Annotated in this window: 20 protein-coding genes and 1 tRNA gene; 10 read left to right on the top strand and 11 right to left on the bottom strand. The window is 56.4% G+C overall.

Going from position 1 to position 23,175, the window contains the following annotated elements; all coding sequences use genetic code 11:
* Positions 1-73: 73 nt before the first annotated feature.
* The 5 genes from JZI28_RS08935 to istA form a co-directional block, all read right to left on the bottom strand.
* Entirely contained in the window at positions 74-517 is a 444-nt protein-coding gene (locus JZI28_RS08935; protein WP_375699897.1) for a universal stress protein, read from the bottom strand.
* Complete coding sequence (locus JZI28_RS08930; RefSeq protein ID WP_375699896.1) at positions 514-3,615, bottom strand: TRAP transporter permease; 3,102 nt, start codon at positions 3,613-3,615, stop codon at positions 514-516. Before JZI28_RS08930 ends, JZI28_RS08935 begins: the two co-directional genes overlap by 4 nt.
* A 145-nt stretch (positions 3,616-3,760) precedes the next feature.
* Positions 3,761-4,726 carry a TAXI family TRAP transporter solute-binding subunit gene (locus tag JZI28_RS08925; protein WP_297341648.1) on the bottom strand — a complete coding sequence of 322 codons (966 nt, stop codon included), beginning with the start codon at positions 4,724-4,726 and terminating at the stop codon, positions 3,761-3,763.
* 940 nt (positions 4,727-5,666) lie between these two features.
* On the bottom strand, positions 5,667-6,425 hold the full coding sequence (istB, locus tag JZI28_RS08920; RefSeq protein ID WP_274841184.1) for an IS21-like element helper ATPase IstB: 759 nt from the start codon (positions 6,423-6,425) through the stop codon (positions 5,667-5,669).
* A complete protein-coding gene (gene istA / locus JZI28_RS08915) occupies positions 6,422-7,921 on the bottom strand; it encodes an IS21 family transposase (protein ID WP_375700067.1) in 1,500 nt (499 codons plus the stop codon). The genes istB and istA overlap by 4 nt, the downstream gene beginning before the upstream one ends.
* Before the next feature lie 258 nt (positions 7,922-8,179).
* Here istA and mtnA point away from each other — a divergent pair, with 258 nt between their 5' ends.
* The 4 genes from mtnA to JZI28_RS08895 all read left to right on the top strand — a co-directional run bounded on the left by mtnA (position 8,180) and on the right by JZI28_RS08895 (position 13,676).
* Positions 8,180-9,307: an S-methyl-5-thioribose-1-phosphate isomerase gene (gene mtnA, locus JZI28_RS08910; protein ID WP_375699895.1), complete on the top strand. Its 1,128-nt coding sequence runs from the start codon at positions 8,180-8,182 to the stop codon at positions 9,305-9,307.
* Positions 9,300-9,962, top strand: a complete 663-nt coding sequence (locus tag JZI28_RS08905; protein ID WP_375699894.1) for a class II aldolase/adducin family protein — start codon at positions 9,300-9,302, stop codon at positions 9,960-9,962. The genes mtnA and JZI28_RS08905 overlap by 8 nt, the downstream gene beginning before the upstream one ends.
* A gap of 1,172 nt (positions 9,963-11,134) precedes the next feature.
* Entirely contained in the window at positions 11,135-11,788 is a 654-nt protein-coding gene (locus JZI28_RS08900) for a putative peptidoglycan-binding domain-containing protein (protein ID WP_375699893.1), read from the top strand.
* 118 nt (positions 11,789-11,906) lie between these two features.
* A complete protein-coding gene (locus JZI28_RS08895; protein ID WP_375699892.1) occupies positions 11,907-13,676 on the top strand; it encodes a hypothetical protein in 1,770 nt (589 codons plus the stop codon).
* A 19-nt stretch (positions 13,677-13,695) separates the two neighbouring features.
* Here the strand turns inward: JZI28_RS08895 and JZI28_RS08890 are convergent, their stop codons facing one another.
* Both JZI28_RS08890 and JZI28_RS08885 read right to left on the bottom strand, forming a co-directional pair.
* Positions 13,696-15,027, bottom strand: coding sequence for a tetratricopeptide repeat protein (locus JZI28_RS08890; protein ID WP_375699891.1), 1,332 nt, complete (start codon positions 15,025-15,027; stop codon positions 13,696-13,698).
* A 325-nt stretch (positions 15,028-15,352) separates the two neighbouring features.
* Positions 15,353-15,438, bottom strand: a tRNA-Leu gene (locus JZI28_RS08885).
* Positions 15,439-15,600: 162 nt separating this feature from the next.
* Between JZI28_RS08885 and JZI28_RS08880 the strand changes: the two genes are divergently transcribed.
* Entirely contained in the window at positions 15,601-16,179 is a 579-nt protein-coding gene (locus tag JZI28_RS08880) for a YqaA family protein (protein WP_375699890.1), read from the top strand.
* Position 16,180: 1 nt separating this feature from the next.
* Positions 16,181-16,648 carry a disulfide bond formation protein B gene (locus JZI28_RS08875; protein ID WP_375699889.1) on the top strand — a complete coding sequence of 156 codons (468 nt, stop codon included), beginning with the start codon at positions 16,181-16,183 and terminating at the stop codon, positions 16,646-16,648.
* Between the two features lie 35 nt (positions 16,649-16,683).
* Here the strand turns inward: JZI28_RS08875 and JZI28_RS08870 are convergent, their stop codons facing one another.
* Positions 16,684-17,109, bottom strand: a complete 426-nt coding sequence (locus JZI28_RS08870) for an Lrp/AsnC family transcriptional regulator (RefSeq protein WP_122073687.1) — start codon at positions 17,107-17,109, stop codon at positions 16,684-16,686.
* A 182-nt stretch (positions 17,110-17,291) separates the two neighbouring features.
* Here JZI28_RS08870 and rocF point away from each other — a divergent pair, with 182 nt between their 5' ends.
* From rocF to JZI28_RS08855, 3 genes are read left to right on the top strand one after another with little or no spacing between them, the layout of a single operon-like run.
* Positions 17,292-18,149: an arginase gene (gene rocF / locus JZI28_RS08865; protein ID WP_375700087.1), complete on the top strand. Its 858-nt coding sequence runs from the start codon at positions 17,292-17,294 to the stop codon at positions 18,147-18,149.
* Positions 18,146-19,072 carry a citrulline utilization hydrolase CtlX gene (gene ctlX, locus JZI28_RS08860; RefSeq protein ID WP_375699888.1) on the top strand — a complete coding sequence of 309 codons (927 nt, stop codon included), beginning with the start codon at positions 18,146-18,148 and terminating at the stop codon, positions 19,070-19,072. The genes rocF and ctlX overlap by 4 nt, the downstream gene beginning before the upstream one ends.
* Positions 19,069-20,115 carry an ornithine cyclodeaminase gene (locus tag JZI28_RS08855; RefSeq protein ID WP_297341335.1) on the top strand — a complete coding sequence of 349 codons (1,047 nt, stop codon included), beginning with the start codon at positions 19,069-19,071 and terminating at the stop codon, positions 20,113-20,115. Before ctlX ends, JZI28_RS08855 begins: the two co-directional genes overlap by 4 nt.
* Before the next feature lie 73 nt (positions 20,116-20,188).
* Here the strand turns inward: JZI28_RS08855 and JZI28_RS08850 are convergent, their stop codons facing one another.
* Positions 20,189-20,773, bottom strand: coding sequence for an HNH endonuclease (locus tag JZI28_RS08850; RefSeq protein WP_375699887.1), 585 nt, complete (start codon positions 20,771-20,773; stop codon positions 20,189-20,191).
* Positions 20,774-20,999: 226 nt separating this feature from the next.
* Here JZI28_RS08850 and JZI28_RS08845 point away from each other — a divergent pair, with 226 nt between their 5' ends.
* Positions 21,000-21,758, top strand: coding sequence for a pseudouridine synthase (locus JZI28_RS08845; RefSeq protein WP_375699886.1), 759 nt, complete (start codon positions 21,000-21,002; stop codon positions 21,756-21,758).
* A gap of 75 nt (positions 21,759-21,833) precedes the next feature.
* Here JZI28_RS08845 and JZI28_RS08840 read toward each other — a convergent pair whose 3' ends face one another.
* Complete coding sequence (locus JZI28_RS08840) at positions 21,834-22,499, bottom strand: alpha/beta hydrolase (protein WP_122073681.1); 666 nt, start codon at positions 22,497-22,499, stop codon at positions 21,834-21,836.
* Complete coding sequence (locus JZI28_RS08835; protein ID WP_375699885.1) at positions 22,496-23,155, bottom strand: DNA-3-methyladenine glycosylase family protein; 660 nt, start codon at positions 23,153-23,155, stop codon at positions 22,496-22,498. Before JZI28_RS08835 ends, JZI28_RS08840 begins: the two co-directional genes overlap by 4 nt.
* Positions 23,156-23,175: the final 20 nt, after the last annotated feature.

Here is a 23,175-nt window from a genome sequence, read left to right as displayed (position 1 = left end):
GCACAGTAAAAACAGCCAGCAAAAAGGGGCGCCTCAAAGCGCCCCCATTTTTGATTTTATGGTGCGTGGGTCGTCAGGCCTTTGGCCCGCGCACAACAAAGACCGAACACTCTGAATGACGGATGACCCGGGCCGCATTGGGGCCCAGCAAATAGTCCTTCAGATCAGGCTTATGCGCCCCAACCACGATCAGGTCGCTGCCGGCGGCCTCGGCCACCTTCAGGATCTCCTGATCGGCGGTGCCGGTGGCAACCACATGGCGGATCTTGGCATTGCGCTCTTGCCCCAGGATCTCGGCGCAGATGTTTTTGAGTGTGGCTGTGGTTTCCTCGACTGCCTTTTCATGGTGATGGCTTTCAAAGAACCCAGAAACCCAGCTTTCGCCAAAGTCAGGCAGAACATTCACCACATCCAATTGCGCCCCGTCCAGGTCGGCCATTCTGGCCGCCTGTTCGAGTACCATTTTATCAGTGGCCTTGTCGCTCAGCTCCACCGCGCACAGGACAGATTTGATCATGCTGGATCTCCTTCTCTGCGGACGCGGCCGCGTTGCATCATGGCTATCAGACCCAGCAGCAGCAGCGCTGGAATGAACACCAACTCCTTGGGCAACTGATCAACTGGTGCCAGGATTTCCTTCACAAAAACAGGGCTGTCCCCGTAAAAGTCAAAGCTGCCCAGGTCTTGTTCCGCCGGGGTGCCAAAGCCCGGTGCATCCAGGTTCATCTGGCTGCCTTCGGGCAACAGGATCAACCCGGCCTTTTCAGCCATAGCAGCGCCATCCAAGCCTTCGATCGCTTCGACAATCAGCGTTGTTGATGCAATTTCACCAGTGTCAAAATCAGGCCCTTCGATGGTCAAGCGCAGCTCTTGCCCCGCCTCGGCCGTGCCAAGCGCCTGCACCAGTTCGGTTGGGGCAACTTCCGTGTGGGCCGGCATGATCCGGTTCATGAAAAAGTCCGGACGGAACAGCGCAAAGGCGACAAAGACCAACAGAAAGCTTTCATAGATCTTACTGCGGGTGACAAAGTAGCCCATGGTGCCAGCGGTAAAGACCAGGATGGCAATGGTAGCGGATATGGCAACCAATATGCCTTGGGTCCAGGTGACATCTATCAACAACAGGTCCGTGTTGAAGATAAAGACAAAGGGCAAAGCCACTGTTCGCAAACTATAAAAGAAGGCGACAAATCCAGTACGGATGGCGTCACCGCCCGATACAGCGGCAGCGGCAAAGCTGGCAAGCCCCACCGGTGGCGTCACATCGGCCATGATCCCAAAGTAGAACACAAAGAGATGCACCGCGATCAGCGGCACAATCAGCCCAGACTGCGCCCCAAGTTCCACCACAACCCCCGCCATCAGCGAGCTGACAACGATGTAGTTGGCGGTTGTGGGCAACCCCATGCCCAGCACCAGCGACAACAGACCAACACAAAGCAGAACAAAAACCAGAATGGTACCGGTCATGTCTGCGGCGCGTTCGGCCACGGTGCCCTGAAAGCTGGTAATGCCAACAAAATCGGTCAGCGGGCTGATCGCGTGAACCGCCATTGCGCTCAGATAGGTGAGCCCATAGGCCATGGTTTCCACCAGATCAGCCATCACCTGACCCACACCTGTCAGCGTTACCGTGCCCACGATCACACCGGCCGTCGCCGTTGCAAGGGCGATACCGATCATGTTGCGAGAGCCGTCAATCAAGCCGCTCCACAGGTCGTGGCACCCTTCAACAAAGGTTGCTACGATGTTGCTTTGTTTACGGAAAAACGCCTTGATCGGTTTTTGGGTCAACAGGATGACAAAGAGCAGCGCCGTGGCCCAGAAGGCCGAAAGCCCCGGAGATTTCTGCTCGATCATCAGGAAATAAACCAGAACCACGATGGGCAGCATATAGTGCAAACCGGCTTTGTAGATCTTGGCGATTTCCGGCAGTTCGACCTCTTTGGCGTTGGGGTCATCCGGTTCCAGATCATCAATGCTGGAAGCCAGGGCCACCAGAGCCACATAGATCGCAAAGACCACGCCAAACATCAAAACGCCTGCAATACTGGGCGCCCACCTATAGGCTGCCTCCACCGGGAACTGGCTGCCGTAGCACAGTCCGGCAAAGACCGCAAAAAAGCTGGCCATGCCGAGAATGGTGCGGGTCATGTGGACTTCGCGGTTGCCCAGGGTGGGCATGTTGCGTTTCACCGCCTCCAGGTGCACGATATAGACCAGCGCGATATAGGAAATCGCTGCCGGCAAAAAGGCGTGGGTGATCACCTCGACATAAGAAATGCCGACATATTCCACCATCAAAAAGGCCGCAGCCCCCATCACCGGCGGCATGATCTGCCCGTTCACAGATGAGGCCACCTCGACCGATCCGGCCTGCTCTGACGAGAAGCCAACCCGCTTCATCAGCGGAATGGTAAAGGTGCCGGTGGTGACCACATTGGCAATCGAAGAGCCAGAGATCAGACCGGTCGCAGCAGAGCCAACAACGGCCGCCTTGGCCGGACCACCGCGCAGGTGACCCAACGCGCCAAAGGCCATTTTGATAAAGTAGTTCCCTGCCCCGGCCTTATCAAGAAGAGCTCCGAAGAGCACAAAAAGAAAGACAAATTTGGTCGAGACCCCAAGCGCGATACCAAAGACACCTTCCGAGGTGATCCACATATGGCTCATCGCTTTTTTCAGGCTTGCGCCTTTCCAGCGAATGACTTCTGGCACCCAGTCAGAGGAGCCGAAGAAAACGTAGGCCAGAAAAATCGTGGCAATAATCGCCATGGCCGGCCCCAGTGCGCGGCGGGCCGCCTCGAACAGGATCAACAGGCCCGCAAGGGCGTAAAACTTGTCGATGTCATCCGCCAGGCCGCCACTGTCGACGATCTTTTGATAGTTCAGATAGCCATAGATGGCGACAAAAACCCCGGCGCCCGCCAAAGCCCAGTCCTGAACCGGGACAAAACCGCCTTCGGGGGTTTTCCATTGACGCACATAGGACAGCACAAACCAGGCGCCCATCGCTAGGGCCAGTATCAGTGCGACAGCCTGCAGGGGGCTGCTCCAGCCGTCCAGCAGGTATTGGCCCAGAATGGCAAAGGCGCTGTAAAACAACACCACAATCGCGGCGAACATACCAAGGGCACTGACGAGGCGTTCCACGCCATTCGCGACACCAGATCCATTCAGGAAGGTTGGCGCCACCAGCGCCAGCGCGACCACTGCGCCAATTGCCACAGCCACATTGATGGAGATATCCGGCGAGACCGTGATCATCACTGCGACCGTAAAGGCCCCCAGCCCCAGAACCGTGCCCAAATGCCCAAGGGCAAAGGAAATCAGGTTCCGGCTTTCGCGGCCCATCGCTGGATAGGCCATGAAGCCCAGCATCAGCGCAAAGGCGAGATGGATCAGGCGCGAGTTATTATTGACCGCGCCCGGTAGCAGGTAGTTTGCCAGCGGTGAGGCGAGAATGACTTGAAAAACGGACCAGCTAACAGCGATGACAGCAAGGGAGAGACCCACTGCTCCGACCGGGTTGCGCGCACCCGCATCGGAGGAGGCAACCAGTTCCTGCAGTTCATCTTCGCTAAGCGGTCGATTTCCCTGAGCATCGGATGTCATGGATAATCTCCCATACAGAAGTGATCCGCCCTAAGGAGAAAGCCCCCAGTTTCGGACCCTGTCTGATATTATTGGTTTTGGGGGTGTCCCCTTCGTAAATTGAAAGGGGCACGAAATCGCGCCCCTTCCTATGTCGTTGGATTTATTATTCAATCCAACCTTGTTCACGGTAGTATTTCGCCGCGCCGTCATGCAGCGGTGCAGACAGACCATCGGCGATCATTTCTTCAGCCTTCAGATTTGCAAAGGCAGGGTGCAGTTTGCGGAAGGCGTCAAAGTTTTCAAACACCGATTTTACAACCGCATAGACGGCCTCGTCCGGAACATCGGTGGAGGAGACAAAGGTCGCGCCAACACCAAAGGTCTGGGTATCCGCATCCGACCCGCGGTACATGCCGCCGGGGATGGTGGCGGTACGGTAAAAGGCGTTGTCGTCAACCAGTTTGGTCACAGCGTCGCCATCTACGGTTACCAGAACGGAGTCACAGGCTGTGGTGGCTTCCTGGATCGAACCGGAAGGGTGGCCAACGGTATAGACCATGGCGTCGATCTGGTTGTCACACAGAGCTGCGGACTGTTCAGCCGCTTTAAGCTCGGTCGCCAGTGCAAAGTCTTCCATGCCCCAGCCTTTGGCATTCATCAGCACTTCCATGGTGCCGCGCTGACCGGAACCTGGGTTGCCGATGTTGACGCGCTTACCTTTCAGATCGTCAAAGGTGGTGATGCCGGCATCGGCCCGTGCCACAACGGTAAAGGGCTCGGGATGCACAGAGAAGACGGCGCGCAGACCTTCATAGGGGCCTTTTTCAGAGAACTTGGAGGTTCCGTGATAGGCATGGTGCTGCCAGTCAGACTGGGCAACGCCAAACTGCAATTCGCCTTCGCGGATGGTGTTGATGTTGTAGACGGAGCCACCGGTGGATTCCACCGCGCATTTGAACCCGTGCTCTTTGCGGCTCTTGTTCACCAGACGGCAAATCGCGCCACCGGTTGGGTAATACACACCTGTTACACCACCGGTGCCAATGGTGATGTACTCCTGCGCCTGCGCAGCGGGGGCCATAAAGGCCGCCGTGACCAAGGCACCCACGGTTAGTTTTGTATGTTTCATGTTTGGTTTTCTCCCACGATGTTTTTCATGAAATTTCACCGCTCTACGTTGGAACGGCGATAGGCATGCACTCACTCTTGTTTCATCCAGGACCACACGGCCAACAGAATGAATGAGGGGTGATCATTTTGCACTCTCCCAAGCTAGCCCCTTGCGGTCCCGACCTGTCAAGCGCTTCAAAATCAAGCGATGTGGATGAGACGGCACTTTTCTCGCATGTGACAAAAGCCCGCCAATTTTCCCCTGTACCCTCCCCCTCAAGAGTCGCAGCAGTGTGGCAGATTGCCGCAGTTTAGTGCAAGAGCGAACTCGGCCTGATTGAGGGGCGCCGGCGGGTTCTGCGGGGATTAGGTGGAAAATCAGAACGAAGCATTCGTTTTTCAGATCAATTACTGTCTCATGCAGCTCATTGGTAAAAGTGCCGCTACCCAAACGGTACAGCCTAACCGCGAGCCGTGTGATCTTACTTAGCAACTTGGTCGCAAACAACCCTAAGGTCAAAGACTTCAGCGCCCTCGATAGATGCCTCTCAGCGGCGTCATGGCAAGGCGCGGATGGTTTGGTGCCCCCGGTTTGCTGTCCCCCCATTGATCTGAAGCCTGAATACTGCCCACCCTCGCGAAAGTGGCAGATCATTCTGACTGTCGCCTTTGAGCGGGGCCTGCAGGCAGGCAACACTTGCGCCTAGATCGCCGCGCCAAATGGCACAACTAAGCCGGCCAGGGAGCCAGGCAGGTCGACAAAGCAAAGGAACCGGGGAGGGTCAGAACATACCTCTGTGGTGTCAAGGGCGGCGCAAAATTGGTCCATTAGGGCGGCGTAAAAGTAGGCCAGTTTGGATTGAGCCGTTTGTTTGATTTTAGAGGCGCCCGGGGACCTGCGGCTCCTCACATAGCAAGCGGGTTCCCGGGCGCATTGCCCCGTGAGGGGCAATTCCTGATCAGTTGTTCTGGGTTGTTTTTCGGCTCTGTGCGAGGCGGTAGCTTTCACCGTTCATCTCGAGAATGGAGACATGATGGGTGAGCCGATCAAGAAGTGCGCCGGTGAGACGTTCTGATCCGAGCGTTTCAGTCCATTCCTCGAAGGGGAGGTTGCTGGTGATCAATGTCGAGGCGCGTTCGTATCTCTGCGAGATCAGTTCGAAGAGGAGTTCTGCGCCGGTTTTGCTCAATGGCACGAAGCCTAATTCATCAATGATCAGCAGCTTGGGTGCCAGCATCTGCTTTTGCAGGCGCAGGAGCCGTTTCTCGTCACTGGCCTCAATCAGCTCATGGACAAGAGCCGCCGCGGTGGTGAAGCGAACCGGTATCCCTTTCTGACAAGCGGCCAGTCCAAGGCCAAGAGCGACATGCGTTTTGCCCGTGCCACTTGGCCCCAGAGCGATCACGTTCTCGCGCCGCTCGATCCATCCGCAACGGGCGAGGTCCAACACCCTGGCTTTGTTCAGGGCGGGGATTGCCTGGAAGTCGAAACTGTCCAGACTTTTGGGCGCCGGGAACTTCGCCGCCTTGACCCGTCGCTCCACCATACGCCGCTCCCGATCGATGAGTTCCAATTCGATCAATCTGTGGAGGAACTGGATGTGATCCTTCCCCTCGGCGGCGCACTGTCGCGCCTGCTTCTCGTATTCGCGCAATACGGTGGGCAGTTTGAGCTTCTTGAGGTGATGGGCCAGCAGAAGGTCCGGGACTTCCGTCATGCGGCTCCCTCCGACAGGAGCGCCATGTAACTCGCGGCTTTTGTCGTCTGAACCGCAGTCCGGGGAAGATAGGGGTAGAGGGACAGATCGAGCCGAGCGGGGCGGCGCTCCACTTGGCACAGGACCAGATGCTTGATCGCATCAAAGGCGATCGCCCGCTTTTGCAACGCCACCCGCACCGCCGCGCACAAAGTCGGCAGATCAAAGCTTTCCAGGAGCCGAAGCACCTGAATGAACTCTCGGCGCCCTTGGCGGGCATGTCTCGCTTCCATTAGGCGACGCAGGGTTTGCAGCTCGTCGGGCATCTCCCAATCGACCAAAGGGGCGGCTTGGTCCAAGGCCCCGGGCTTCGTCTCCAGAAGGGCAAAGTAATGCACAGGGTCGAAGATCATTTGTTCGCGCTCGTAGCAGCGGGCGTGACGGGCGATGACCCCACCACCACAGCCGATTTCGACCACATCCACAAACGCACGGATCGTCACCTCCCGTAAGCCATAGGTGCTGGGAACCGAGTAATCATTGGATTTGTAGCGCACCAGAGATTGGGAGCTGACCCGGCCCGTTGCCTTGTGGCAGGCTTGGTAAGGCATTGCAGGGAGTGGCGACATGGCAGCCAGATCCCGCTTCAGCCGTTCCCCGATCGTCTCCCGGTGCCCATGCAAGACAGCCGACTGCCGTGTCAGACATTGTTCTTCGAGCCAGACATTGAAGCTGTCCAGATCAGGGAATTCCGGCAGCGGCACCATCAGGTTGCGCCGGGACCAGCCCACCAGACCTTCGACATTGCCTTTATCGTTCCCCTTGCCCGGGCGGCCGTAGCGATCATCAAAAAGGTAGTGTGACAACATCTCCGTGAACATCTGCGTCCGCCGACGCCGCCCTCCGGCTTCGATCTTCGCAACAAGGCAGCTGTCATTGTCATAGACCACCGAGAGCGGCACGCGCCCGAAGAACTCAAAGGCGTGAACATGCCCGTCCATCCAGGCTTCTGTTGTCGCCGCATGATAGGCCCGCACATAGCATGCATCGCTGTAGGGCAGGTCAAAGGCAAAAAAGTGGATCTTCTGTTCCACGCCCCCCAGGATGACAACGGCCTCACCGAAATCGGCCTGCCCGTGACCCGGAGGATGGGCGAGTGGAATGAACATCTCCCGCGCTTTTTGACGATGCCCCCGAACATAGTCCTTCACGGTCGTATAACCGCCGGTAAAGCCTTCTTCCTCACGGAGCCGTTCAAAGATCCGCTTCGCCGTATGGCGTTGCTTCTTCGGACGGTTCTGATCCTCCAGAAGCCATTGGTCAATTGTATCGGTGAAGGCTTCCAACTTCGGGCGCCGAACTTTCTGGCTCCGGCGGTAACCAGGGGGAGACGAATACGCGCACATCTTGTCGACCGTTCCACGGGCAAGGCCAAAATCACGGGCGATCGAACGTTTGCTGCGCCCCTCATCGAAATGCGCGCGGCGCACGGCTAAATATACTTCCACGGTGAAAATCCTCCGGCCCTCCCTGCAAAGACAGTGAGAGCAAAAGTGGACGACTTTTGCGCCGCCCGCCCCGGCAAAATACCGGCGCTACCGTGGCCTAATTTGCAACCGCCCTATACACTCTGTGGTAAGTTTTATGAAGAAGTGGTCGCGCAGCCACCTTTAGATCTGTCATAAAGGTACAATCAAAATCAGCCAGGTTGGCTGTACCACTTTATTGCGACCTGCGCCTAGCACTTGCGGGTTACGCCCTTGCGGAGATCACTCATGAAAGTTGACGGCACGCCCTATAGATCCCTGTGGTGGGACACTGACGCCGAGGCCCTGCAGATCATTGATCAAAGATGGCTGCCCCATGACTTTCGGATCGAACAATTGGACAGCCTGCAGGGTTTTGCCAGTGCCATCAAGGATATGCATGTGCGCGGCGCGCCTCTTATTGGGGCCACGGCCGCCTATGGCATGGCGCTGGCCATGCGCCAGGATCCTAGCGACGCCGCACTGCAACAGGCCTGGGAGGCCCTCAATCAAACCCGCCCCACCGCCATCAACCTCAGGTGGGCCTTGAACCGGTGCCGGGATCTGTTGCTGGGCCTGCCTCTGGAGCAGCGGGGCCAGGCTGCGCTGTCTCTGGCGCATGAAATCGCTGACGAAGATGTGGAGATCAACCGCCGCATCGGTGAACACGGGTTAAAACTGATCCAAGACATCGCCGCGCAGAAAAGTGACGATAGCCCGGTGCGCCTGCTGACCCATTGCAACGCCGGTTGGATCGCTACGGTTGACTGGGGCACCGCCACCAGCCCGATGTACCACGCCCATGATGCCGGCATCCCGCTGCATGTCTGGGTGGATGAGACCCGCCCCCGCAACCAGGGGGCGCTGACCGCCTGGGAGCTGGGCAGCCATGGCATCAGCCATAGCTATATCACGGACAACGCCGGCGGGCATCTGATGCAACACGGGTTGGTTGATATGGTGATCACCGGAACCGACCGCACCACCCGGCAGGGGGATGTCTGCAACAAGATCGGCACCTATCTCAAAGCTCTGGCGGCAAAAGACAACAATATTCCTTTTTATGTCGCCCTGCCCTCACCCACGATCGACTGGACGGTGTCGGACGGGATCTCGGAAATACCAATCGAAGACCGCGCCGCAGCAGAGGTCAGCCATATTCAGGGCCGCACAGATACAGGCGAAATCTCGACCGTACAGGTGACGCCGGAGGGAACCTCTGTCAGCAATCCGGCCTTTGATGTGACCCCCAATCATCTGGTGACGGGCCTGATCACCGAACGCGGCGTCTGCGCAGCATCTGAGGCTGGACTGTCAGCATTGTTCCCGGATATGGCCCCGCCTGCCGCCACGGCAAAGGTCTCCGCCAATGTCTAAGCCCTATTGCGATGACACTGCCACCCGGCAATCCATCATTGACGCCTGTCTGGCGATGCAAGCGGCGGGCGTCAATCAAGGTGTGTCCGGCAATATTTCGCTGCGCACCACCGAGGGCATGCTGATCACGCCCTCTGGGGTGGAATATGAAAAGATGCGCCCCGACATGCTGGTGCTGATGCCACTGGATGGCTCTCAGAGGCGCATAGGCCAGATGAAACCCTCGTCGGAATGGCAGTTTCACCGGGATATTCTTTTGGCCAAGCGCTCTGAAATGGCCGTGGTTCACGCCCACCCCACCTTTTGCACCGCGCTGGCGATGAACCATCAGCCGATCCCGGCCTGCCACTATATGGTGGCGGCCTTTGGTGGCGATGACGTCCCTGTGGCGGATTATGCGCTCTTTGGCAGCCAGGAGCTGTCGCGTCTGGTGGTTCAGGCCCTGCGTCACAGATCAGCCTGCCTGATGGCCAACCACGGCGCAGTGGTTACCGGCGACAACCTGCAGACTGCGCTGTGGCGGATGATGGAGCTTGAAACCCTGGCCAAGGGCTATGTGACCTCCCTTACCATAGGCAGCCCAAAACTGCTGGGCGAAGACCAGATGAGTGAGGTCAAGCAAGCCTTTGCAAATTATGGCCGCACATCTCTTTGAACAGGTCATAAAAGCCACGCACCGCTCGCAGCCGTGGCTTGTGGCACAGTTTTTCCGTCGGCAACGAACCACAAGGTTTCAAAGAGCGCTTATTGACCGGAGGGCCCATAACGTACCGATGCCGAGGCGACAGCAGGTGAACGAAAAGCGCATGTGAAAGCGACTGGAGGGGCTTGTTGTGGGATTTTAAAGGGCTTGCATTAAGTTAACGGGAGTATCCCACAAACAAATCCAGAACAAAGACTGATCGAGGGAACACCTTTTGCACCAGTCTATCCGGGTTACGCCTGACGGTTCCCAGCCCAAAGGCGGCCTTTAAAAAATCCAGCGGAAAGTGTTTCTTGTTGGAGCCATGGTCCTATACAGAATTTTCGAAAGCCACCATTGGATGAGCGGCTGTGTCTATCGGACGCGCAATATTCCACTATCAATAATCTCCTCTCACTCCAAATATTAGTACACCTAAAAAATAGACTAGAATCGCAAGAACTGGCCACCATGAACGATAGAGTGGGTTTTTCTGAGTATACCAATAGTCTTTTGCAAAGGAGCTGTCGTGGGGTGAGTTGGATCGCCACTTAATTAAGCCAAAGAGTGCGTATACCAAAAACACGACAGGAATTGCCATAAAAACACTTCCAACTACATTCACCAGAATTCCTTTCACTGCGTTAGCTCAGAAATTTTTGAGACCCGTTGTTTTGTCACCCTCAATCTCTGCACGCGTGATCTAGCTGTTGGTCGTTCCAAAACCCTGTAACAGAACGTTTGGGGTATAGAAGCGGTTTTTTGTCATGATGGGGCATGATCATCGGATATGCTCGCGTTTAAATTTCTGGACGGTCGCTAGACACCAAACCAACGCATCAATTGATTGCTGAGTTGCCGACCAATTCGCGCGTAAGGTTAAGGGCGCCAAGATGGCAGGTCTAGAGCTAAAAAGCGCGCTGCTCCCCCCTTCATACGACTGAAGGCTCAGTTTATCCGCCCGCAGGTTTCCGGTGTTGCGATCAATCTGCGCTATCTTCGTGCACCGCATCGAATGTGTGCCATTCCGATGAATAGTTTAAAAGATTGAGATGGAGCAGACTCGACTTTGTGTCAGCGCACCGTCAAGCTCCAAGTTGCGTCCCATGAAGTTGCTATAACGTATCAAGATTTGTGGAGGAAAAATGAATTATTCTCGCCGCCGGCTACTGATACTTGCGCTGTCCGTGCCGCTTGTTGCCTGTTCTTCCGAGCAGAGCCAAACTGTGGAAGTGCTAGATCCTAACTCTGTTAGATTGGAGATGGTGCAGTTCATTGTTGACTATGAAGCACGCCGAGGTGCGGACGGAAAAGTGATCGTATACGACTTACCCCGAGGTGACGGAGGTGGCCGGTTTGAAGTCGCGGGGATAAATGAAAGATATCACCGCGCGGAGGCTGTGAGGTTGCGTAGGATAATCAAAGCTGGTGATCCTGATCGGGCAGAGCGAGAAGCCGTAAAGTACATTGCAGGTAAAACGGACTTTCCGGCAAGGGTTGCAAAGACCAATTCAATTAAGTTCCTGCTTAGGGACATAGCGTGGAATCGTGGTCCCACAGGCGCGGTCCGAACTTTACAGATTGCCTTGAAAGTGCCCGTAGACGGAAAGATCGGCCCGCAGACACGTGGAGCGCTTGAGGCAGCAGAAACCAACCCAATGGCTCTAATATCTGCCATTAGGTCTGCGCGCGAAACATATGAGCGACGTTGGGCAGGCCGCGATGAAACAAACGAGTTTTGGGACGGTTTGGTGAATCGTTGGAACAAAGCTAGCGCCCAATCGAAACAGTATCTGTAGCCAGCTTACTGCGACGGTTTCCGGTTGCTTCGGGCGCTTCCAGACAAAAGCCAACATGCACGATAGCTAGGTGGCTGAAGGTTATACATACAAGGGCTTATGCTCAGGGTGAGCGACCTTGCGCTCATTGTTTTCATGGGCCTTTTGGGCTACTCTGCCGACTGCAAAGCATGGTTTTCAAACCTGGAAGCTAGCTATCCACCGCCCCAAGGCGCGCAGCTTCTTCTTGAATTATGTCAAGGAATTGAGTCATCCTTACCGGAAGCACTTACCCGATCAGAGTACTGAAATGCGCCTTCTAAGCTCACTTTTTGCGTCGATCCTCACGATCCTCTTCAATCAATCTGTTTGTGCCCAGTCGCAGCATTCCGGGAAAATGTCTTTTGAATTCAAAGGACAATCTGCTGTCACCGGTGACCCCGCCCGCCCGTCCTCCGATGGCGCGAGGGTCTTGATCGAGTATGACGGCGTTCTGACCATGGGCACGCTGTTGGGCGAACCGGTCATCATGGTTCGCATGAAGTACAAGCTGCTCGGCGGATCGGTCACAATCCCGACCTTTGAGCCCGGTGAAAGCCCCTATGAAACCATTGACCTGGAACAGATCCCGACAAAGGCGCGCAGTCTTGTCGACCTCTACGGTTTTAAAATGGCATTCCACTTCACTACCGCCGGTCCCGAGCGGGTCCTGGTAATCGAGGATGGCGGCGCAGTGATGAAAGCCGAACAGTACTCCTTCAATTTGCCCGGTTCACCCGACTGGGACGAGGTCTTTGTCACCTCGCTTGGCGACTTCACCGACAAGGGGGTCGAGTTTATGTCTGCCGAGGAAGCGTTTCAAATCTGGAAGGGCGGGCTGAACCTGTTTGATGTCGAAGTACATGACGTCAAACTGACCATGCATGATCTGCACATGTGGTGGGCCGAGAACAATGAGCGCCCCCGCTATCGCGCCACTTTGCGGGCGCTCAAGCGCGTCGAGGAAGGTATAGGACTTGCCTATGGGTTCCTCACGGCGGCCAACGAGGTGCTGGGCGTCAGCCCGACCCTGCAAGAATCCTATGGGGCGTTCGCTCGCGGGGACACCGACCGCACCAGCTTTGGCGGAGAGCTTTACGGGCTCTCGGACCGCGATGACTATTTGCCCGAATATGCGCGCGCGGCGGATCTGGCAGAAGAAGCGTTGCGCAAACTGCAGTTCCTGCCCGAAAGCATAAAGCAAGGGGACAATCATCTGCCCTATTACACCGCCGTTGGTCAGGCAAATGAGATCATCGGGCAGGTTGCAGAGTGGAGGAGGACCTATAAGTCTGAGGATGTGGACCCGGATACGTTGCCCGTCGGAGTGGAGCAGGATTTCGACGACGCGGTAAAACAATTTAAGAAATTCCACGTAAGTTCGCGCTACGAAGGGGGCGAGCGATCTGGTTGGATTATCGACCCGGCTAACGGCAATAGGCCAATTCGTCGAATGGATTACAACGAAGCACTAATTTGGGGCAAAGTCATAGTAAGAACTGGATTGGCCTATCGATGCGAACGTGGGTTAGCAAAAATACCGTACTTTGAACCCGCTAGCGGTGCCGAGATTGGCACCATTCGGGTCGAATGCACGAATAAGGAAATTTTGTTCGCTTCATTTAGATCGACCAACGCTGCTTCCCACGGTTTCGCTGAAGCTGGATTGGAGCCAACAGAATATGAAACAGCCGATGGGTTTGGGGACCTCGTGCTGCAGTCTATAAAACCTTGCATGGGAAAGAGTTCTCGGGGATACCACCAATTTCACCTTCAGTATCATGAGGTTAATTCGGACTTGATGTCTTTGCGAGCAACCCCAAATTTGCTTCTAGAAGACGGCTATAATACGGTTTCCAAAAACTGTTGAAGCAACTAGTTGGGTCGAATCAAGGGGCCGAAAGAAACCGTCTGAAGGCCGCCGCCTGTTCCACATTCAGCACCGGTGTAGTCCCGTTCGAAACGGCTGCCAAATCCATCAACTCCAATGCCGGGCGCTTGGGCCAGTTGGTGCTGCGCGTCACAGGATCCAGCGTTACATCGCCGCTGCTGGCCGTGACCAGATCGATCGCTTGCGGCTCAACCTCCTGGGTAGGTCCGGTGCGCCCACCAGCCTTCGCGATCCATTCCTCGGCCTTGGTGATCTCTTCAGGGTGCGCGTTTGTTGCATAGGCCCGTTGAAGGTAGGCCTCGGCACGCGGCACATCTTGCCCCACCCATCTCCCCTCGGCAAAGAACCTTGCCAGCCGGGCATAGGCGGTTCCATAGCGGCCCTCACCCGCGCGTTCCAACAGGGCAATCGACGCGTCCACATCCTTGTCGAACCCGCGCCCCACCAACAGATCCGTCCCATGTGCGAATTGTGCCAAAGGATATCCAAGATCCGATGAACGCTTCCAGTACTGCTTGATGTCGGTTTCACTCAGGTCCTGATAAAGGCCACATTCCGATTGAACGTACCAGATATTGTACATGGCAACCGGATTGCCATCCCGGAGCAGTCGATCATATTCCGCAAAGGCGGCGTTGTCTCCGCTGCAAAGAGAGTCAAAACCCGCGTTCACGGCATCTCTTTGTTCCTGCCAGTAAGGTATCAGGGTATCCGGTTTCTCTGGAGTTTGCGCAGCGATGTCGCCTTTGGGTGAATTGGCCTCGGCCTCCAGTAATGCTTTTCGGGTGCGTTCAATCTGGAAATCCGCGACGGTGTTGGAATTTATGGCAGCTTCCAGATAGCGGCGTGCGCGTGGCAGGTCCGGATCGAGATCCAAGCCATTGGTGAAAGCAAATACCAGTTCCAGATAAGCCGTCCCGAACCCGGCTGCGCCCGCTTGCTCCAGATATTTTACCCCCTGGCCGGTATCCTGGGCAATCCCAGAACCCCAAAGCAGCGAGCGGCCGTATTGATACATCCCCCAAGGGTACCCCTCTTGCGCAGAAATACCCGCCAGCCTTGTGATATCTTCGTCGGAATACTGCGGGAAAAGGCCACAGCTCCCGACGACCCATCCTAGCTTGGACAGTGCTACTGGCTCTTCAAGAAGTATAAGTTGTTTTAGTGCTTCAGTTGCACTTGCACTTCCGTCATTGCAGGCGCGGTAGAGCACATCCTCAACGAGCGCTTCTTGCTCTGCCCACTCATCCAGCCCAGTGAATGCCTGGCCGGCGGTTGCAGCAGCAGAAAACATTAACGACAGAGCAACAAAAGATAGTCTTTGCATCATCTTGATTCAGCTCCTCGTTGGTTCCTGCATAGTAAAAATCTGTATCAGACCAGAACATATTTCAATGCACTAATGGCCGGAATTTGCATCTCGCCGCTGGCACGCAGCCATGGCAACTTCGAAAAAAGTTAACATAGATAGTTGAGCAAGTAACATCCCTTGGGAAGCCGTGGCTCAAAGTATCGCCAGCTTGCAGCGCAGAGAAGGCTCTCAAAACGGGCCCAAAGCCGACGCGACAGAAGGTGAACGAAAATGGAATGGGGGAACTTGTGAGGAGGCTCTCAAGGGCTTGCATGAACATCGCTCTGCAAGCCCTTGAAGAATATGGTACCCAAGGCCGGACTCGAACCGGCACGCTGTCACCAGCGGGGGATTTTGAATCCCCTGCGTCTACCATTCCGCCACTTGGGCAACGACCTGTTCCTACCCAAGCCGGACCCGGAGGTCCAGAGGAAAATGCCTAATAGAATGCAGAAAAATGGCAAGAATCCACCACAGGTCTCGTCCTGTTATTGACCTCTTCGCGCCCCCATGCGAGGCCCCTGTTGCAGGGGAAAAGCAAGGGTATTTCAAATGCTAGGCAGGCTATATGATCGAACCATGTCCCTTGCGTATCACCGCCATGCCCTGTGGTGGCTTGCTGCGGTCTCCTTTGTCGAAAGCTCGATCTTTCCGATTCCGCCGGATGTGTTGATGATTCCGATGATACTGGCGCGTCCTTCCCGGGCCTGGCTGATCGCTTCAGTTGCGCTGGTCGCCTCCGTTGCGGGCGGCATGCTGGGCTATGCCATTGGTGCCTTTTTCTATGACAGCCTGGGCCAACCGATCCTCGAAGCCATGGGAAAAGGCGCTGCAATTGAAGAGTTCAACCATAAATTCAATGACTTCGGGTTTTGGGCGGTTCTGATGGCCGGGATCACGCCTTTTCCTTATAAGGTCATCACAATCATGTCGGGCTGGACCGGCATGCCGCTAATGACGTTTCTGGCAACCTCCGTTTTGGCCCGTGCGCTGCGCTTCTTTATCGTGGCCGGACTGTTGCGTGCCTTTGGCGCCCCCATTCGCGGCTTTATGGAGCAGCGTATGGGGCTTGTCTTTACCGTCTTTATCGTGCTCCTGTTTGGCGGATTTTTAGGGCTGAGGTACCTGTGATATGCGACGAATTCTGATCCTTGCCGCCACCTTGGGCTCAGCCGCAATGATGCTGGGAGCGCTGGGGTTTCAATACATTGGTGAACTGGCACCCTGTAAGATGTGTTACTGGCAGCGCTACCCGCATGTGGCAGCGGTCGGCATCGGAATTCTAGCCCTTTTATTGCCTGGCGCAGGCCTTACGGCGCTGCTGTACCTTGGCGCCCTGGCCGCCCTGATCACTGGCGGGATTGGTGTTTACCATACCGGCGTTGAGCGCGGCTATTGGGAGGGACCGACAACCTGTACCTCAAGCCCAATTGGAGGTTTGTCCCCCGAACAGTTGATGGAACAGATCATGGGGGCGCCGCTGGTGCGCTGCGATGAGGTGCCATGGGAGCTGTTCAGCCTGTCAATGGCCAGTTGGAACGCCATAATCTCCTTTGCCCTGGCCGGTCTGTGGATCGCGGCGGCGCGCAGCAAGCCCTGAACCACTTTGCGGCACGCGGTTCACCAGGTCTGACTTCAGGAGTCCTTTTTGGTTGCCAAAAGCAGATTTGTTTCACTGCTGACCACCCCGTCAAAGGTACGTATCTTTGCGAGCGCGGCATCCAGTGTTTCCAGTGTTTCCGTGCCCAGTTCAACAATCAGATCCCAGCGTCCATTGGTGGTATGGATGGCACGCACCTCTGGCAGGCCTTGAAGCTGGCGAATAATGCGACTGGCGCCGCGGCCTTCGATGCCGATCATCATCAATCCCCGCACCGGATCGCGCAGCACGTCCTCTTTCAGAACAACCGTAAAGCCAAGTACATCTCCACGCAGTTGCAGCCGCTCAATCCGAGCGCGCACGGTGGTTCGGGACAAATCCAGCTGCAAAGCAAGATCTGACAGGCTGGCGCGGGCGTTGTGCCGCAAGGCTGCAATCAGTCTTTCGTCCGTTTTATCCACATTGATGCTCCGTTTTGTTGATCAGTGAACCATATCGGTCAATTTGATCGGTTTCAATCACCTCATTTCGGAGGTTTTTAGATCTCACTGATTTCGACGTGGAGAATTCTACCGTGACGCAAAAGACTTGTTTCTTTGTTGGTGCCCCCGTGGATAGCGGCAAACGGCGGCCTGGTTGCCTTATGGGGCCGGATGCCTACCGCACTGCGGGCCTGGCTGCAGCTCTGTCTGGGCTTGGCCATCAAGTGACAGACCTGGGCAATATCGCCCCTGCTCCACATGCCCCCGATGCCGAATCTGGTGCAGTTTTTGCCCCCAATCAGACAATTGGCTGGACCTCAGCACTGGCCGAGATCGCCGAACAGACTATGGCCGACGGTTTGCCGATCTTCCTTGGCGGCGATCATTCATTGTCCCTGGGATCGGTGTCTGGTGTGGCAGCCTATGCCGCTTCTGTTGGACGCCCGCTTTTTGTTTTGTGGCTGGATGCCCATACGGATTTTCACACGCCGCAGAGCTCTGACAGCGGCAACCTGCATGGCACGCCGGTCGGCTATTTCACCGGGCGCAGTGGGTTTGACGGCTTTCCCGAGGTGGCCCACCCGGTGCCACAGGACAACATCTGTATGATTGGGCTGCGCTCTGTCGACAGTGCTGAGCGTCAGGCGCTGGAAGCCAGCGCAATCCACCGCCATGATATGCGCGACATAGATGAAAATGGTATCGCCGGGCCGCTGGCACAGTTTCTCAAGCGGGTCGCGGCGGCCAATGGGTTGCTGCATGTCTCGCTGGATGTTGATTTCCTGGACCCATCAGTGGCGCCAGCTGTTGGCACCACGGTTCCGGGTGGTGCAACGGTACGCGAAGCCCATCTGGTTTGCGAAATGTTGCATGATTCCGGGCTGATGACCTCTTTGGATCTGGTAGAGCTGAACCCGTTTCTAGATGAACGCGGTCGCACCGCCCATCTGATGGTTGACCTTTGCGCCTCTGCGCTCGGGCGCCGTGTCTTTGATCGGCCAACCAGGAGCTACACTTGAACAATCTGCAAGCCCCCGCCGCCGTGGTGATGATCCGGCCACATAATTTTTGTTCCAACCCGGACACCCAGGTGGACAATGCCTTTCAGATCACTGCCGGAGACCCAGAAACCACCCGTAAGAAGGCGCTGCAAGAGTTTGATACAGCAGTGGAAACCCTGCGAAACGCAGGCGTACGTGTGCATGTCTTTGACGACACCGGCACCACGACACCTGACAGCGTATTTCCAAACAACTGGTTCTCAACCCATTCCGGTGGTCATATTGCCATCTACCCGATGCATGCCCCAAATCGCCGTCTGGAACGGCGTTGGGATGTCATAGAGGCGCTAAAGCGCAGCTACCGGGTGCAGGATGTCATTGATTTCTCTGGACTGGAAGAAGACGGGCTGGCGCTGGAGGGCACCGGCGCCATGGTGCTCGATCATGTTGGCCGGGTTGCCTATACAGTGAAATCAAACCGGGCCGATCCGGTGCTGCTGGAACGGTTTTGCACCCATTTCAACTATGAACCCATGGCCTTTGAGGCCCGCGATGCAGCAGGGCGTGAAGTTTATCACAGCAATGTTTTGATGGGCATTGGCAGTGATTTTGCCATGATCTGCCTGTCGATGATCAGCGACCCATCCCGGCGCATGGAAGTTGCCACGCGCCTGGAAGAAACCGGCCATGAGGTCATCGATCTGACGGAAGATCAGATCCGGAACTTTGCCGGTAATGTCTTTGCGCTAACGGGATCAAAGCCCCTGCTGGCCTTGTCCTCCCGTGCGCTGGAGGCCCTGCGCCCCGATCAAATCCGTATCATCGAACGCAGCACTAGCCTGTTGCCACTCTCAATTCCAACCATCGAAACAGCCGGAGGCTCGGTGCGCTGCATGTTGGCAGGTATCCACCTTAGCCCCCGCGAAAGGACCACCCCATGACCACGCCCTCACATAAAGCTCTCGTTCCCTTTGTCAGCGTCGACAATATGATGCGCCTGGTCCATAGCATTGGCATTGAAACCATGCTGCGCGATCTGGCCGAATACGTCGAAGCGGACTTTAAGCGTTGGGAATTGTTCGACAAAACCCCACGTGTTGCCAGCCACTCAGATGTCGGCGTGATCGAACTGATGCCCACCTCTGATGGGGAGGCCTATGGGTTCAAATACGTCAATGGCCACCCCAAAAACACCAGCGAAGGCCTGCAAACCGTGACTGCCTTTGGGTTGTTGGCGGATGTCTACACTGGCTACCCGGTGCTTTTTACCGAGATGACAATGCTCACTGCGCTGCGTACCGCCGCGACATCAGCTATGGCGGCTAAGTATCTGGCTCCAAAAGGCGCGGACACCATGGCGATGATTGGAAACGGGGCGCAGTCTGAATTCCAAACCCTCGCGATGAAGGCGATTTGCGGGCTGAAAACCGTGCGCTTGTTTGACAAGGACCCGGCAGCAACAGAAAAATGCGCCCGCAACCTGGGGGCTTTTGGTCTCAATGTTGTGCGCTGCAGCTCCCCCGAGGAAGCCATTGAAGGCGCACAGATCCTGACCACCTGCACCGCCGACAAGCAAAACGCCACCATCCTGACCGACAACATGATCGGCGCCGGGGTGCATATCAATGCCATCGGCGGCGACTGCCCCGGCAAGACCGAATTGGCCGCCGGCATCTTGAACCGGTCTGATGTCTTTGTGGAATTCCCACCGCAAACCCGGATCGAGGGCGAAATCCAGCAGATGCCAGAGGATTTTGCCGTGACCGAGCTTTGGGAGGTGATCAGCGGTCAGAAACAGGGACGCCGCGACGACAAGCAGATCACTCTGTTCGACAGCGTCGGTTTTGCAATCGAGGATTTCAGCGCCCTGCGTTACATCCGCGATCACATCAAAGGAACCGAATTCTTTATTGATCTTGATATGTTAGCGGACCCGGATGATCCACGGGATCTGTTTGGCATGCTACAACGCTCAGACGCGTAAACTGCATCCAGTTTACGGCATTGGGGCCAGCCGGACTGATGACCTGCAACATGGCCATTTTGAACCGGCGACCTCAGGCGTCGAGCTCGGTGTCCCAATAGAGAAAATCCATCCAACTGTCGTGCAGATGGTTGGGTGGGAACTTCCGCCCGGTATTGCGCAATTCCTCGGCACCTGGGCGCCTGGGGGCTTTGCGCAGTGACATCCCAAGCATATGCAAGGGCTTGGAGCCTTTCTTTAAGTTACACGGCGAACAGGCTGCCACGACATTTTCCCAGCTGGTAATCCCACCAGCTGCCCGCGGAACCACATGGTCAAAGGTCAGATCGCCACGGGCACCACAGTATTGGCAGCAAAATTCGTCGCGCAGAAATAAATTAAAGCGCGTGAAGGCCACGCGCTTTTGAGGTTTCACATAGTCTTTCAGCACCACAACCGAAGGTATCCGGATCTGCGTGCTGGGGCTATGTACCACCTCGTCATATTCCGCCAGAATATCCACCCGATCCAGCCAGGCCGCCTTGACCGCGTCTTGCCAGCTCCACAGCGACAGTGGGTAATAGGACAGCGGCCGATAATCCGCGTTCAGCACCAGTGCAGGATGCTGCCGCAATGCGCTGGGGTCCCTCACAAAATCAGTTCTGAAATCGCCATCCATGATGCTACGTCTTCCTCGCCCTGTCTGCCGGTTGCCGGCACCAGAGCGGGGAACCCGCCCCAGCATATGTTCAACTATATATCGTGGTTTTTGTCTGACAAGCCCTTGCCAGCTACAAGATTTCGCTTCTTCGCTAGCATTCCTCTGTGACAGGCTCGTGACGGGGAATTGCCGTAGCCGCCAAAGCCCGCTTGCAAGCCAAGGAACCACTGCCTATGCACGTCCCATGACCCGTCTTATACGCTTTAACAAACCCTATGACGTGCTGCCGCAGTTCACCGATACCGGCAGCCAGGGCAGCACGCGCCAGACCCTCAGCGCCTTTATTGACTGCCCCGGCGTCTATGCCGCAGGGCGGTTGGACCGGGACAGCGAAGGCTTGATGCTGCTGACAGATACCGGCCGTTTGCAGGCCTGGATCAGCGACCCACAGCACAAGATGGCCAAAACCTATTGGGTACAGGTCGAGGGCGAAATGGATTCTGCGGCAGTGTCGGCACTGGAAAAAGGCGTGGAACTGAAGGACGGCTTAACCCGGCCCGCCAAGGCGCATCTGATGGCGGAGCCTGCGCAGCTCTGGGCGCGGACGCCCCCCATTCGCACACGCAAAGCCATTCCGACCAGCTGGGTTTCCCTTACCCTTCGGGAAGGCAAGAACCGCCAGGTCCGCCGCATGACAGCTGCGGTTGGCTTTCCCACCCTGCGGCTTATTCGCTATAGCATCGGGGCCTGGACGCTGGATGGGCTGTCCCAGGGCGCTTGGGAAGATCTTGAAGTGCCAAACATTCCAGGGCCTGCAAAACCATCGCAGCTGCCCAATCGCAGAGCGCAAAAGACTAGGGCCAAAAATACCAAGGCCCAAAAGACTGACGCACAGTCTAGGATACAGACTAAGATACCGAGCAAGGCTGAAGCCAAACACAAGCAAGACCGCAAGGATCCTACGCCCCGCTCAAGCCGGGGAAACCGCTCCCGGAAACCTTGACCCAGCGCTCGTTTTGGCGAATTGAGCCCTGTAGTGAAGCTGGCCAGCAGCCTGCATCACTATTATATCAGTGACTTACAGGCCCAACTTGTCGCGCATAAAGGCCAGGGAAACACTCAGCCCATCCGGGGCGATCCCGTGCCCGGTGCCTTTCATGATATGGGCAAAGACATCCTTGAACCCGGCCTGATCCAGCGCTTCTGCGGCTTCTGGTAGGGATTGAGGTGGCACCACATCATCGGCATCGCCATGCACCAACATGACCGGCATCCGGCTCACCACCTCGTCTTTCAGCGTGTCAGGCGACAGCAGGCGCCCCGAGAAGGCAACGATCCCTGCAATCGCATCTTCGCGGCGCGGCGCCACATGCAGGCTCATCATGGTGCCCTGCGAAAAGCCAAAGAGCACCACCTGTTCGGGCAGCACATCTTCGTCGACCATCAGCGCATCCAGAAAGGCGTTCAAATCCTCGATCGAGGCATTCATGCCCCGCATGCTTTCCTCTTCCGAGGAGCCATCGATCCAGGGGATCGGGAACCACTGGTATCCCATTGGCGCACCGGGACAATTTTCTGGCGCGTCAGGAGCCACAAACAGGGTATCTGGCAGGTGCTCGGCCAGCGGATCGGCGAGCCCCAAAAGATCCGCCCCATTGGCGCCGTAGCCATGCAGAAACACCACAATAGACCGGGTCACCCCGGAGAGCGGCTCTCTGCGCTCAGCTTTTAGTACACGAGTCATCGGATCCCTTCCCTGTCCTTTGCAATATGGTAATAGGCCCAGAGGATGCGGGCCGCAACCGACCGCCACGGCGACCAGGCCTCGGCCAGCTGCCTGAGTTCACGTTCCTTTGGCCGGTCTGGCAGGTCAAACAGCGCTTTGGCCGCCTCCTGCAAAGCCAGATCGCCGGGAGCAAAGACATCGGCCCGCCCCAACGAAAACATGGCATAAATTTCAGCGGTCCAGACCCCAACGCCGGTCACCTGTGTCAGGGCCTTGATAACCCTGTCTGTGGGCATGTCACGAAGTGCATCAAAATCAATATCTTCCTGAGCCAAGGCACAGGCGTACCTGACTTTTTGCCGGCTTAACCCGGCGGCACGCAGATCATCCTCTGTGGCCGCCAGGTTCTCTGCCTGGGTGGTCAGGCGCGCCGCGATAAGACGCTGCCAGATCGCATTGGCAGAGGCCACACTCACCTGCTGGCTGACGATGGCGCTAAGCAATTGCCCAAAGCCATCCGGTTTGCGCCGCAGCGGCAGTGGCCCACATTGGGCCAAAGCCATGGCAAACCGTGGATCCTGTTCAGCAAGCCAGGCAGCGCCTTCGTCCACACAGGCCTCTTTGATGATTATACGGCCCGCCGCTGGCGCACAGCTGGTCACAAATGGGGTCACCGCAAACTCCTCAAAGCGTT

The organism is Pseudophaeobacter sp. TrK17 (genome assembly GCF_042192375.1).
GTDB lineage: Bacteria > Pseudomonadota > Alphaproteobacteria > Rhodobacterales > Rhodobacteraceae > Pseudophaeobacter.
Note: the sequence above shows the minus strand (reverse complement) of the source record. Positions and strands in the feature narration are given on the sequence as shown.